This is a genomic window from Psychrobacter aestuarii (assembly GCF_904846035.1).
Classification (GTDB): Bacteria; Pseudomonadota; Gammaproteobacteria; order Pseudomonadales; family Moraxellaceae; genus Psychrobacter; species Psychrobacter aestuarii.
Map to the genome: position 1 here is coordinate 1079714 of NZ_CAJGYT010000001.1, position 14296 is coordinate 1094009.

Here is a 14296-nt window from a genome sequence, read left to right on the forward strand (position 1 = left end):
AAAACGTATGCCAAGCGGTGTTTTTATCCGTGCATGCGGCAGCGCATTGGCTAAAAAACGAATCAGTCACCCGAGCGCTTGGAGACAAAATCAGCGACCATAGGCAATACCCACCACAAAATATAACGAGGCGGACACTAGCAAAACACCCGCAAAACCAGCTAACATACCAACGAAAGTTTATCTTTCATTGTCCCTTGTGCTTATTGATGGAAACCGCCATGTCTCAATTATTAACGCGTCCGACCTACAAAACCCTACTCGCCACAGCCGCACTCGCGACTATGCTTGTCAGCTCAGGCTGTGCCACCAGCAGCGTGCTCAATAAAGGCGCGTCTTATACCGATACGCAAAAAGTAGTGCTGTCTACCGACCAAATCGTCGCCTTTGGTAAACCTGCCGAAATGCTGCCACGCACGCCCAACGCGTCGATGGTCATCATCGGTGAGAAAAAAAGCTATGTGCTGACCGAAGGCGGCACGGAGATGATTAACCTGCTCAGCAACCTTGACCCCAGATACATCACGGTCAAAAACGCCATGGAATTTGAAGTGCCGAACAACGACGGCTACTTTGAAGGTGACATGCGCCTGTCTTATGCCAAGCTCAAAGAAGAGTTTAGCAAGCGCGATTATCAGTACTTTTTACAAAACGATGGCAAGGACTGCACCACCGACAGCGACAATCGTATCAACGCGCAGCGCTTTTGTTTTGACGTGCCTGTACGCGGCGCGATTTATCCTGCGGTCAGTAATCTAAACGTCATCCGTGCCAACTACCGCCCGCTCAGCAAGCCATACACCGTCTCGTTTTATACCAACAAACAAGACGTACGTAACAACTCAAAAACCACCGCAGACAAGCTGATTTTGCTGCCCTTTGCCCTTGCCTTTGACGTGGTGACCCTGCCGCTACAAATCCTTGAAAAAGCCGCAGATTAATAAGCAATAACAAAACGTAAAACACAAAAAAGCCGCCCCCACGTTATTAAGTGAGGACGGCTTTTTTATTTACTTTAAGACAGTTTCAGTTTAAGCAGACAGCGCATTTTTTGCCTGCTGCGGACGGCGCATCTGCCGCGCGCCATGCACGAGCAAACACATAATCCCCAGCCAAATCAAGCCATAGCTATAAAGCATCGCCGTCTCTAGCGGATTGCCCAGCACCGTCACCGCGAGCACAAACAAAATCGCGGGCTCAACGTAGCTCAGCATGCCATAGACATTGAGCGGCAACAGCTGACTGGCATCAATATTGGTCTTCATCGCCAAGACACTAATTACGCCAAGCCCCGCGAGCATTAAAATAATCAATCCCGAGCTGCCGACAATCGCAAGGCTGCTACTGTCAATCCACCACAGATACGCCAAGATAAACGGCAAGGCAACGGTCAAATCAAACAGCAGTCCCGTCACCGCGCTGATGCCCTGCACGCGGCGCACGACAAAATATATCGGATAGGTGCTGCACACCCACAAGGTCGCCCAAGACACGCTGTGCGTGCGCCAAATCTCCGCGCTCACGCCCAAGACGGCTAAGCCAACCGCGAGCCACTGTAACGGGCTTAAACGCTCCTTAAATACCACGCAGCCTGAAAGCACCATCGTCAACGGCAATAAAAAATAGCCCATCGCGGTTTGGATGCTCTGACCGTTGACAGGCGCCCACATAAACAGCCAAAACTGACTCAAAAAAATCGGCGTCGGCAGCAGCAATAACGCCCACGCGCGCCATGTACGCAAACCGCGCACAATCGCCACATGCTCGCCCAAGCGACCACTGACCATAAGCACCGACACCAGCGCCGTCCACATCGCAACGATACGCCATAAAAACACCTGCGTGCCTGATAACGGCGCTAAAAAATTGCTATACAAATACAGCACGCCAAACAGCACGCTAGAAAATAATAGCAGCGCAATGCCTGACATCAACACGCGCTCGCTCGCTGACAGGCTGTGCCAGTAGTTGCCGAAGCCAAAGGCTGGCAATCTTGATTTTAAAGTTACAGTAGATAGCATCGCAGACACCATACGTCATTATTGTGATAAGAGGTGATATAGCGCACAGTGTAAAGGCCGTCAGTGATAACGCTTCTCTAAATTTGCGTATTTATGAATATATTTTTCTAAATAAAGCTATTTTTCTTACTTTTTTATCGTTTTTAATAATTTTATGAAATTTATGTTCATTTACGCGTTATTTTGGGCACAATACAGACATGTCTTTTTTAAAACCAATGCGGCGAGATTCAATGATGTTTTTCGCAGCATCAAAAGACGCAGTCACAGCAAGCAAGAAAAATATCGTTTAATCTCGCGTGTTTATCAGGACATGTTTTTCTATTGGCATTTGACGGCAAGTATTTTTTATAGCGCAAGATAGGAGGAACCATGCAACACGAGCTCGACGCCATTGACAAGGCAATTTTGAACTTATTACAAGACGATGCGACCTTGCCCCTAAAACGCATCGCAGAAGTGGTACACGTGTCTACCGCAACCGCGCAGCGCCGTATCCAAGCGCTAACCGATACAGGCGTGATTACCAAACAAGTCGCCATCGTCAATCCCAACAAGGTTGGCTACGGCTTAACCGCCGTGGTAATGATAGAGATGCAGCGCTCCAACACACTGATGCAAAGCCGATTTGAGCGGTTGATGACGCAGCAGCCTGAGGTGATGAGCTGCTATGAAGTCTCAGGCGATGTGGATTTTTTATTGGTGGTCAATGCCAAAAACATGAGCGACTATCACCGCTTTACCCGCAGTGTGCTGACCGATGAAAACAACGTGCGCCATTTTAAAAGTCAGTTTGTGATGAACTTCACCAAAAGTGGAACCAAGATTGCGCTGGATTAAAATTTGCGCTGGATAAGGCACAAAGCACGCGCTATTTATCGACATTTTTTCTTAAACTATCAATAACTTATCTGTTGATAATTTCGCAGTTATTTGGGCAGTTTTACACAACCTGAGATGGATTCATGATAAGATGAGCCGTTTTTTAAACGGTGCGCCGTCACCGTTTTACGCCACTTATGCCAATCAGCCAAAGGGTCGCCCATGTCTGCCGATACCATCGCCCGCACCGCCTTTAAACAAGGCACCAAGCCACTTTATGACTACGACAAACATTGGGCAAGCTGCTACGAGCCTGCGCCCTATCTGCCGATGAGCCGTGCGGAGATGGACGCGCTCGGCTGGGACGCGTGCGATGTGATTATCGTGACGGGCGATGCCTATGTCGACCACCCGAGCTTTGGCATGGCGATTATCGGACGCTTGCTTGAGGCGCAAGGCTTTCGCGTGGGCATCATCGCCCAGCCTGATTGGACGAGCAAAGACGCGTTTATGGAACTGGGCAAGCCTGTATACGCGTATGGCGTGACGGCGGGCAACATGGACAGCATGATTAACCGCTATACCGCCGACCGCAAAATCCGCAGCGATGACGCCTACTCGCCTGGCAATGTCGCGGACAAGCGCCCCGACCGCGCCGCCATCGTCTATAGCCAGCGCTGCCGCGAAGCCTACCCCGATGTGCCGATTATCCTAGGCGGTATCGAGGGCAGCTTGCGCCGTATCGCGCATTACGACTACTGGTCGGACAAGGTACGCCGCAGTATCTTGCTGGATGCGCGCGCCGATGTCTTATTGTATGGCAATGCCGAACGCGCCATCGTCGATGTGGTGCATGGTCTGTCAAAAGGCTATAGCTTTGAGCAAATGAGCAAACTGCGCGGCGCGGCGTACCTATTGACGCCCTCGCGCCGTCACTGGCAAACGGACATGACCGAAATCGCCAGTAATGATGTCGATACCGTCGGGCGCGTTGACCCAATCATCAATCCTTACGTGATGACCGAAGACGTTGACCAATGCAAGATTGAGCAAGAAAAGCCGAGCGACTCACCTGTCGGACAAGCCATGCCGTCATCGATGGCGTCGCAGTATCAAGGCTTTGTCGCCGAGCCTGTCGCCAATAAAATCATCAACGCCGAGCAAGTCGATACCGACACCCAAGTGGTGCAGCTACGCGGCTTTGATAACGCATTTGACAAGCCAAAAACCGCACGTAAGCACAAACTAAAGCTGCCGCCACGCGAGCAGACGGTAATTCGCCTGCCCGACTATGAGCACGTCAAATCTGACCCAGTACTCTACGCGCATGCCAGCCGTATCCTGCATATGGAAACCAACCCTGGTAACGCCCGCGCCCTTGTGCAGCGTCACAGCATGGGCGGTAACGCGCAGACCGCGATTGATGTCTGGCTGAACCCGCCACCTGTGCCGCTATCGACCGAAGAGATGGATTATATCTTTGACTTGCCATACGCTCGCCTGCCGCACCCAAGCTATGGCAATGCGCGTATCCCTGCCTTTGATATGATTAAATTTTCGGTCAATATCATGCGCGGCTGTTTTGGCGGCTGTACCTTTTGTTCCATCACTGAGCACGAAGGGCGCATTATCCAAAACCGCTCAGAAGAATCTATCTTGCGCGAAGTCGAAGCCATCCGCGATACCGCGCCGAACTTTACGGGCGTCATCTCGGACCTTGGCGGTCCAACAGCGAATATGTATCGCTTAAGCTGTAAAGATGAGACCATCGAGAAAAACTGCCGCAAGCCCTCGTGCGTCTATCCTGACGTGTGCGAAAACCTACTCACCGACCACAGCAACCTAACCCAGCTGTACCGCAAAGCGCGCGACATCAAAGGCGTGAAAAAAATCCTCATCGCCTCAGGTCTGCGCTATGACTTGGCGGTCAAAGACCCTGAGTACGTCAAAGAGCTGGTCACGCACCACGTCGGCGGCTATCTAAAAATCGCCCCTGAACACTCAGAAGACAACGTACTGTCAAAAATGATGAAGCCTGGCATGGGCAGCTATGACGAGTTCAAAGCCATGTTCGAGCGCTTTAGTGCCGAGGCAGGCAAAGAGCAGTACCTCATCCCTTACTTTATCGCCGCGCACCCTGGCACCACCGATGAAGACATGATGAACCTTGCACTGTGGCTCAAACGCAACGGCTTTCGCGCGGATCAAGTACAGGCGTTTTACCCAAGTCCGATGGCGACTGCGACCACCATGTACCACACGCACAAAGACCCGCTGCATAAAATCAACCGCACCAAAGGCGATATGACCATCGTCAAATCGGGCAAACAGCGCAAATTGCACAAGGCATTCCTGCGCTACCATGACCCCAAAAACTGGGCGCTATTGCGTGATGCCCTAAAAGCCATGGGGCGCAGTGACTTGATTGGTAAGAGTCGCGCTTGTCTTATCCCGCCATTTAATGCAAGCCTAGAGGGACGCGACGCGGGGCAAGACAGCTATCAATCGGCACGTAAAAAGAACAGCCGTCTGGGTAACGACTCTGTGAAACGCCGCGGCAAACAAGACGGTAATGGCAGCCAAAGCAGCAAGCAAAACGCCTCAGGCAAGCCGCCTGCGCGCAAACGCGTGCAAAAAGGCAACTTCCAAACCCAGCACACAGGGCTGCCACCACGCAAACAAAAATAAGACCCAAAGTATCCCTTGCGTGCGTACTTTCTATACGCACGCAGGCGGCGCGCTCTGCTACACTAGAGCACCGTCCAGATTACGCATGTTTATTGGAGCGACGTATGACATTATCTAAAACGCTAACCCTCATCCCCGCCATCGCCTTGCTAAGCGCCTGTGCCACCACCATGCCCAAAGCCCCTGTCAGCAAAGGCGCAAGCCAAACCCCAAGCGCCGCCTATGACCGCATGGCATCGCCGCGCTATCAGTGCAACGATGATGCCGTCATCACCGCCAAGCAATCGATCAATAAACAACAAGTCATGATCAACGCCACCGTGCCGACTATCGGCTGGAAAGAGCAACTGATCATCATGAATGGCAGCGTCCAAGGCGACAGCGCAAGCTACATCAATGACGCGCACGACGACATCATCTACGCATGGCACATGAAGCCAGGCGCAGGCTTGCTCGCCATGAAATGGACCAACGGCAAGACCTACCACGTCACCTGCAAACGCGTATAACTACCTGCCTCAACCGTATCGATAAGGAAACCGTGACCCATGCGTCTGACCTCTCTTGCCAGTATCACGGCGCTTAGCGCGCTGCTCCTCATCGCCTGCACGCCCAATAATGAAACGAACAGCAATGAGACAAGTAGCGCGGACAATGCGAGTACAGACACGGCAGCCGCAGCAAGTGGCGCAGAACAGGCAGACAGCAGCGCGACGGACACAGCCGACACGCAAAACGCAGACAGCGCACAAGGCGCTATCGACTGGACTAAGCTGGACACAGGCGTTACCAAAGTCGCGCCCAGTGACTACGACTACTCCTTTGCGCCCGACAGCCAGCCCGTACGCGCCTATGTCGACTACTTTGGGGTAGATACCGCCACCGCGCAATACAACCTAACCGTCAGCATGGCGAGCAATGAAGCACTGTCCAAACTGCTCGACCAGCTGAGCACCGACTATGTGTCGCACGAAATCATTGACGGTAATGACTTAAAACTGCTCGTGCACACCACCGACGCCGTCCCCGCTGCCACGTATGACTATGTGATTGCGGGCGACTTTGGCAAAGGCTTGGTGCTGCCGATTGAGATTGTCCCTGATGGGGTAAAAGACGCGTCCGCCACTGATAAGATGAGTGAAGCGCACGCGGGGTCGTAACTTACCGCGTTGCGCTATATATCAGAGGCAAGACGGTAGAAAGAAGTGCTTGCGCTAAAATAAAACCGTCACATTTTGGGCAACCATCACCACGCCACTGACGACCATCAAAATAATGAGCAGCACTCGAAACTGTTTGATGCTCATACCTGCCAAAAAGCGCTTACCAATAACATTACCCACCACCGCACCCAGCCCAAGCGCCAAGCCATAAATCCAAAGCTGCATGCTAAGCACGCCAAAAAAAGCATAACTGCCAATCTGCGCCAGCCCAACAAAAAAAGAATTGGCGGTTTTGGTAGCGACGAGGTCTTCTTTTTTAAGTCCCGTATTCATATAAAAAGGGTTGAGCACAGGACCCAAACCACCGACCAGCGTACTGATAAATGCGGTGATAAAGCCTAAAGGCACAAAGCCTAATTTTGGCATATCAAACGACTTGTCTACTTTGCCAAAGCGATATTGAAAGACCGTGGATATCAAAAACACACCCACCAACAGCTGAATCCAGCCGCCCTCAAGTCGGCTAAATAACAATGCCGCAAGCCATGCGCCAATAATTGCGCTGGGGACGTAATACTTGATCAGCGACCAGTCGATATCGTGCCAAAACAAATAAAGGCGTGAGGGACGGCTAATAAAAGTCCCCAAGTTAATGACAGGCGGCGCAGCGGACGTGCCAATCAGCGCCGAGGTGACAGGAATCAACAGCAATGCGCCGCCACCCCCTGAAATGGTCGAGACAACAAACGCAATCACCCCTGTCACAAACAGCCCGATAAGATGCCAAACAGGAATGGCTTGTATCATCTCGAACACTGTGACACCCCCGTATTGGCAAAGAAGGGAAAAGTTTTAAGGGTTTATTCTAGCGAAAGTCATGCATAAGATGCCATGTCTACGCCCTAATCAGCGCCTAAAGTTCTTTGTTGCTCATGACTTAAAAACTAAACTTTTTGGATTTATTGAGCGTTGAGTCTGTTTTTTAACTTTAAATTGTTCCCTAATTTTGGCGTGGAGTTTGCCGATTAGGATTAAGCATGGCAAGGCGAAAAACACGTCTTTAAGCTATGAGATAAATGCGGCGGATATAGGTGCTTAGATGTGCGATATTCTCACTAATAATACTTAATACTGGATTATTGTCATTAAGATACAATATACTTAACAGGCAAATGTAAGATAAAATCATAAGAGAGCTTGTAAAGCATGGAGAATCCAGTATGAATGAAGATATAGTTAGACTATTAGAGCAAGAAGAGTCACCCATATTAGAGTTTAAAAGACAGTGGTACTGGGATGATAGTACACCTAGTGAAAATATGTCAGTTAAATGGGGAGAGTTCCTAAAAGATATAATTTCGCTTGCTAACGCTTATCATAGCTATGTAGGTCAGAATAGATATCTAGTATTCGGGTTTTGCGAAAATCAAAAAAAACTATATAACATAGAATTCTCCAATATCAGACAGCTTAAGAATATCAGCAACTTCAAGAAAGATTTAATCCAAAAACTGGAAAGACATACACGGCCAGCACTTATAAATTTTAATATAAGTAGAATAAATTACAGTGGTTTCGATCTATTAATTTTTGAAATACCCTCACCGATTTTTATAACTGAAACAAAAAAGGAATTGCAGACTAAAACTAGATCGCTAGATGAAGGAGTTGTTCTAGTTAGAAAAGGTCAAAAATCAGATGAAGTAAGAACTGCTAGCATGGTGGAAATGGAAGAATTAAAGCAAGAATTTGAAGAATACAGAAAAGAATTTTTAAAGAATAAAAATAGCGAAGATGAAAATACAAAAAAACCTGAAAGATCTATAGAAAAAACAATTCAGCTATACATAGATAAAAACTCGAGTTTTTCTTTAGCAGAAAACTTTCCAGTTAAAGTAAAGAAATGGAAAGATAACATTATATATGAAGTATACAAGTTAATCGATAGATTTTCAGACTCGAAAGAATTTATTTATTTACATGAGAATACAAATCAAGGAAAAACCTTAGGAGAAATAAAAAGAAATAACTTAGTTTCAGATTTTAGCAGAACTATAATATTAATAGATAAACCTAACATTAAGGACGTAGATAGAAGAAAAGAAAACATCAGAAGGCTTTTTGGTACTAATCATGTTTTCTTCATAGACGAGTTTGGATACGAACATTTATACAAGGACTGTATACTTCCATACGAAAAATTTAACCTTCCTGTCTATGTTAACGGGTTGTATGATAATGATAATAATACCAACCTAGACTTATCTGCTATTGAGAGACTTAAAGAATGGTTTAATACTGAGAATGAGCCTTTATTTGTTGTCAGTGGTCATGGTGGTATCGGAAAAACCACGCTTGCGAAACAGTTTCTAGACTATGTCCATGATGAAATTAATAGTTTAGGGATACTATTTATTGATTCTAAAAAAATAATTAGTGAACTTTCAAGAAACTATAGTCAAGATAATAAAATTAGTGATGTTTTTGATTTTTATAATGCATTGATGGAAGTTGAAAGTTTAGAGTGCTCAAAGTTTAGTAAAGACCTTTTAAAGCTATCGATTGATAATGGCAGTTTAGTGATTGTGTTAGATGGAATAGATGAGGTTATAGCTAAGCTTGGCGACAAATTTGATATAGAAACTTTCATAAATTCAATATTTGAAGAGTATTCATCAGGTCTTCACAGAACAAAAATCCTGATTACTTGTAGAGACCACTTTTGGAATGAGGTTGGTAAGAAAATTTTACTTCCTGAAATAACGCTAAAAGCTTTTAATAGTGATTTAGCAACAGAATTCTTTTCAAAAAAATTATTCCAAGAAAAGAAAATAAATAAAGCTATGGCTTTAGCCAATAAATTAGCAATTGAAACAAAAGAAAGTGAGTCTACTCCTTATCAAACAACTTACATCCCTTTTCTTTTAGATATGATTGGTTATCTCATTGAGTCAGATAATGATGATATAGATACAGATAACAAAATAAATAGTCAATATTTAGATAGAAAGAACCATTTAGATGTACTAGTTGCTCAAATATGTGCTAGAGAGATTGTAAAACTAGATAGTTTAAGCATAGACCATCAGATAAAACTATTCATCAGTATGGCTTCCAGTAAAAAAAATAGCGTAAGCATTACAGATATCAAGCAAGTATTAAAAAACAAAAACGTAGACATCGAAATTGATAATTCATATATTGATAAAATCAAAGGTCATCCTTTGATACTTTATAAGGAAGAAAAGTTTTATTTCCGATACGACGTTTTTGATATATATTTCAAATCACTTCTAGTATCAGAATTCTTTAATACTAAAGATCTACCTGAAATAGAAGAGAATATCTTTAGAATTATTAGTGGCTATTTAAAATTTGACACTAGCTTCTCGAAATCTATTTCAGAAAAGGTAATTCTTGATGACGATTTAATAATATTTTGTTTGGATTTAATAGACAATATAAATACCGAAAGCTTAAACGATAAAAACTTATTCATTTCTGCAATAGTAACTCTTCTGCTGACTCTTTTAGAAAAAGGTAATAATCAATCTAATATTAATACTAGAACTGATATTATCGAGAAGATATTTGAAGTTAATGGTTGCATACAAGGCCTATGCTTAATCGATATTTTTGGAAAATCATCTAGCAAGCCAACATTTGACTTTCGAGGTAAAGTACTTAAAGACTGTATTTTTATCAACTATGAATATTTCTGGGAATGTACTTTTGATGACTCAACTAGATTCCACGACTCATACTTTAAAGACATTGATCCACGGGAAGGTATATCGACAAATATTCCCGAAAAACTTTTCAGTCCTAGCTGTGATTTAATAGAAATACAGCACTTAATAAGTCAAACCCGAGAAGATAAAAAAGATCAAAAGCAAGATATCTCAGCAGATTTAATAAAGGTATTTAAGCTTTTTTATGAAAGGGGTAATTTCTATCCTAGAAAGCAAGAACAGGTTAGAAAAAAACTATCTACTGTTAATTTGCTTGGGACTTTGATAGAAAAAGGTGTGGTGAAAAATTATAGAGATCCAAAAAAGCCAACTATGAAGCAATATAGAATAAGTGATGAATATCGAGAAATAATATACTTATTAGATCAAAACACTCCGTCTGTTAAATTTAATAGATTAGTTAAAGACCTGATGTAAAAAAATAATGATCATGTAAATTAACTTTAGAAACCAGAATGAGAGTTTAGCAACAACAATACTAAACTCTCATTTTAATTGCTATATCAATTTTAAAAACTCATCTTCACTCACCACTTTTACGCCCAGCTTTTCGGCTTTGGTCAGTTTTGAGCCTGCTTTTTCGCCTGCCAGCAGGGCGCTGGTTTTGGCGGAGATGCTGCCTGAGACTTTGGCGCCCATCGCTTGCAGCTTGGCTTTGGCTTCGTCACGCGGCATGGCGTGCAGCGTGCCTGTGATGACCCACGTCTGCCCATCCAGCGGCAAGCCATCTGCCGAGACCGCCTCGACCGCGTCCCAATGCACGCCCGCTGCCTGTAGCGCGTCGATCACCTCGATATTGTGCGGGGCGCGGAAAAACTCATGCACCAGCTCGGCGGTAATCGCGCCCACGTCGGGGGTCTGTAGTAGCGCGTCGATGTCCGCCTGCATCAAAGGGGCAAGCTCGCCGAATTGCTGCGCGAGGTTTTGCGCGGTGCTCTCGCCCACGCCGCGAATGCCGAGCGCATAGATAAAGCGCGCAAGGGTGGTGTGTTTGCTCGCTTCAATGGCGGCAAGGATGTTATTGACCGACTTTTCGCCCAGCTTTTCAAAGTTAATCAAATCATCGGTGTGCTCGTGCAGCTGATAGATATCGGCGACGGTCTTGATGAGCCCATGCTCAAAAAAGCTGATCAGCCAGCGCTCGCCCAAGCCATCAATGTCCATGGCGCGGCGCGAGACGAAGTGAATCAGCGCCTCTTGCTGCTGCGCTGGGCAATACAGTCCGCCTGTGCAGCGGGCTAAGGCTTCGCCCTCGGGCAAGATGACGGGCGAATGACAGACAGGGCACGCGCTGGGCAAGGTGACAGGCACGCTGTATGCGGGACGCTGGTCTGCCCAGACGCGGGTGACTTTGGGTATCACATCGCCTGCGCGGTGGACGCTGACCATGTCGCCTGCGCGCACATCAAGGCGCTGAATTTCACCAAAGTTGTGCAAGGTGACATTGCTGACGGTGACGCCGCCGACTTTGACAGGCTCAAGCTTGCCCACAGGGGTAATCTGCCCTGTGCGCCCGACCTGCCATTCAATCGCTTGCAGACGCGTCATAACAGTCTCGGCAGGGAATTTGTAGGCAGTCGCCCAGCGCGGCTCACGCGATAAAAAGCCCAGCTGCTGCTGGAGCGCAAGGCTATTGACCTTGATGACCATGCCGTCAATCTCGTAGGGCAAGTCGGCACGCTCCTCAATCATCGATTCGTAATATGCTTGCGCGCTTTTTAAATCAGGCAGCACGCGCACGGCACTGACGGTAAAGCCCAAGTCCACCAGCCACGCGAGCGCGCCCGATTGGGTGTCGATGCTGTCGGGCAAACCTTGATTGACCGAATAGGCATAAAACGCCAGCGGACGACTGGCGGCAATGCTGGGGTCGAGCTGGCGCAAGCTGCCTGCGGCGGCGTTGCGCGGATTGGCAAAGACTTTATCACCCTTTTCACTGGCGATACGGTTCAGGCGTTCAAAGCCTGCCTTGGGCATTAGCACTTCGCCGCGCACTTCTAATAGGTCAATGTCTGAGGCTTCGGGCAGCCACTGCGGTAGGTTGCGGATGGTTTTGGCGTTTTGAGTGATGTCCTCGCCCGTCTGTCCATCGCCGCGCGTCACCGCTTGCACGAGTTTGCCGTTTTGGTATTTGAGCGATACCGCCAAGCCGTCCAGCTTTAGCTCCATCTCGTATTCAGGATTTTGCTGAGCAGCGCTTAAGCGGTCATTGACGCGGCGCATAAAGTCGCGCAAATCGTCCATCTCAAATACATTACCGAGCGAGAGCATGGGCACATCATGGGTGACTTGGGTAAAGGCGGATAACGGCTGGTCGCCGACACTGTTAATCGGGCTGTCTGGCTGTATCAGGTCAGGATAGGCGTCTTCTAGCTCAATCAGCTGGCGGCGCAGTTGGTCGTATTCGCTGTCTTCGAGCGTTGGGGCATCAAGGACATAATAGGCGTAGTTGTTCTTTTTGAGCGCGTCAATCAGCTGGCGCATGTGCGCTTGGATGTCGGTATTGTCAGTGTTGTCAGTGGCGGTCGTTGTTGGTTTTGTAGTCGTCATAGTCGGCATCTGGCTAATAAAAGATGCCGATATCATAACAAATTTTGCGGACAGTTTTGGGCGGGGCGCACGCTTATCACGACAGGGGTCAAAGTGATAAGCGCGGGGCATAGGTTTGGCTTAGATGCCGTATTCGCGCACTTGGTTGCGCAGTACTTGCTTGTATTCTGAGCTGATGGGGTCGTTGTTTTCATCCAGCACTTCGGCGTTTAAGTCGCTCGCCATCATATAGGCGATGCTCATCATCCCATCAAAGCCCATAAGCGCTTGCGGATGCGGCAAGGATAAGAACAACACCACGCCATTATAGGTGCTGGTGGCGACATTGTGCGGGTCAAATGGTGCAATGCCATTGTCGGTCACGCCCATCATGCTAAACCACAAGATGCCTGTGCCGTCTTTGTTTTCGTAGCGGTGGAACATGTTCATCGCGCCAAAACGCAAGCCGTATTTGTCCACCAATGCCAAGAGGTCACGTCCGCGAATGATGTTCGCTGGGCGGTCGCGGTACTGGTGCGGCATGATGGTGATGTTGAGGTTGTCTTCAGCATAGATTAGCGGTGCGTTTTGCGCGTCATCTGCCGACTCAATCAAATGGCGATCGAGTATCGGGCTGTTTTCGGTAAAGTCAGGCTCGTCCGCCGTTTCAATCGGCGGCATGATGTGGTCGGTCGCGGAGACAAGGCTTGAGAACGCATCGTCTTCATCGTCCTCGACCGTGCGCGGCGCATAATCGTCATCGCTTGACGCATTGTTTGCAAGCATCGCATCCAGCTGCTGGGTATCCGCGCTGTTGTTGCTGTTGCCAAAGTCGTTGTCGTTGTCGTTTGCCACGACGTTTTTTGGCTTGTAGGTTTTTGGCTTATGGCTGGTGTGCTCTTTGACGCGGCTGCTCGCGACTTCGGCAGACGGCGTTTGTGCCGCCTGGCTGTCGTCCGCTTCGTCTTCGTCGTCCATATCCTCATCCACCATGTCTGGCAAATTGCGCTCGTGACGCGGAATGATGGGAATGCCGTTTTTATCGTAGTTGACCACCGCCTGCTCGACATCTTGACGCTGCTTGAGACTTCGCATGACCATAAACAGCCCTGCCAAGACGATTAATGCGGCAATGACAATCAATATAAACTGAATAGCAGTCATGAGAAACACATCCTGATGCAAAAAAATAAAGGAAAGAAAAAGCAAAAATCGCCAACCATAACGGCGCAAGCGCACGACCCGCAAAGACGGTATAAACGGCAACAGTCTAGCACGCTACGCCCTACCCGTCATCACATTGTCGCGTGCGCAGCATCGC

10 protein-coding genes are annotated in these 14296 nt (G+C 47.5%); 6 read left to right on the top strand and 4 right to left on the bottom strand.

All coding sequences use genetic code 11. The features are described 5' to 3' along the window. Positions 1–221 precede the first annotated feature (221 nt). The gene (locus JMW05_RS04480; RefSeq protein ID WP_201504178.1) at positions 222–941 is read left to right on the top strand and encodes a YidX family protein; all 720 of its coding nucleotides are present in this window, start codon (positions 222–224) and stop codon (positions 939–941) included. Between the two features lie 90 nt (positions 942–1031). Here the strand turns inward: JMW05_RS04480 and rarD are convergent, their stop codons facing one another. Beyond that, the gene (gene rarD, locus JMW05_RS04485) at positions 1032–2021 is read right to left on the bottom strand and encodes an EamA family transporter RarD (protein ID WP_265090593.1); all 990 of its coding nucleotides are present in this window, start codon (positions 2019–2021) and stop codon (positions 1032–1034) included. A 372-nt stretch (positions 2022–2393) separates the two neighbouring features. Between rarD and JMW05_RS04490 the strand changes: the two genes are divergently transcribed. The 4 genes from JMW05_RS04490 (at position 2394) to JMW05_RS04505 (ending at position 6691) form a co-directional block, all read left to right on the top strand. Beyond that, positions 2394–2861, top strand: coding sequence for an Lrp/AsnC family transcriptional regulator (locus JMW05_RS04490; protein WP_201504180.1), 468 nt, complete (start codon positions 2394–2396; stop codon positions 2859–2861). Between the two features lie 204 nt (positions 2862–3065). After that, a complete protein-coding gene (locus tag JMW05_RS04495; protein ID WP_201504181.1) occupies positions 3066–5531 on the top strand; it encodes a YgiQ family radical SAM protein in 2466 nt (821 codons plus the stop codon). A gap of 104 nt (positions 5532–5635) precedes the next feature. Continuing rightward, a complete protein-coding gene (locus JMW05_RS04500; RefSeq protein WP_201504182.1) occupies positions 5636–6040 on the top strand; it encodes a hypothetical protein in 405 nt (134 codons plus the stop codon). Positions 6041–6079: 39 nt separating this feature from the next. Continuing rightward, positions 6080–6691, top strand: coding sequence for a hypothetical protein (locus JMW05_RS04505; RefSeq protein WP_201504183.1), 612 nt, complete (start codon positions 6080–6082; stop codon positions 6689–6691). Positions 6692–6745: 54 nt separating this feature from the next. Here the strand turns inward: JMW05_RS04505 and JMW05_RS04510 are convergent, their stop codons facing one another. Next, complete coding sequence (locus JMW05_RS04510; RefSeq protein ID WP_201505524.1) at positions 6746–7501, bottom strand: sulfite exporter TauE/SafE family protein; 756 nt, start codon at positions 7499–7501, stop codon at positions 6746–6748. Positions 7502–7914: 413 nt separating this feature from the next. On the opposite strand from JMW05_RS04510, the gene JMW05_RS04515 reads away from it, so the two are divergent. Continuing rightward, positions 7915–10863, top strand: coding sequence for an NACHT domain-containing protein (locus tag JMW05_RS04515; protein WP_201504184.1), 2949 nt, complete (start codon positions 7915–7917; stop codon positions 10861–10863). An 81-nt stretch (positions 10864–10944) separates the two neighbouring features. On the opposite strand, the gene ligA is transcribed toward JMW05_RS04515, so the two are convergent. After that, positions 10945–12996, bottom strand: coding sequence for an NAD-dependent DNA ligase LigA (gene ligA / locus JMW05_RS04520; RefSeq protein WP_406947453.1), 2052 nt, complete (start codon positions 12994–12996; stop codon positions 10945–10947). Between the two features lie 120 nt (positions 12997–13116). After that, a complete protein-coding gene (locus JMW05_RS04525) occupies positions 13117–14139 on the bottom strand; it encodes a cell division protein ZipA (protein ID WP_201504186.1) in 1023 nt (340 codons plus the stop codon). Positions 14140–14296 lie beyond the last annotated feature (157 nt).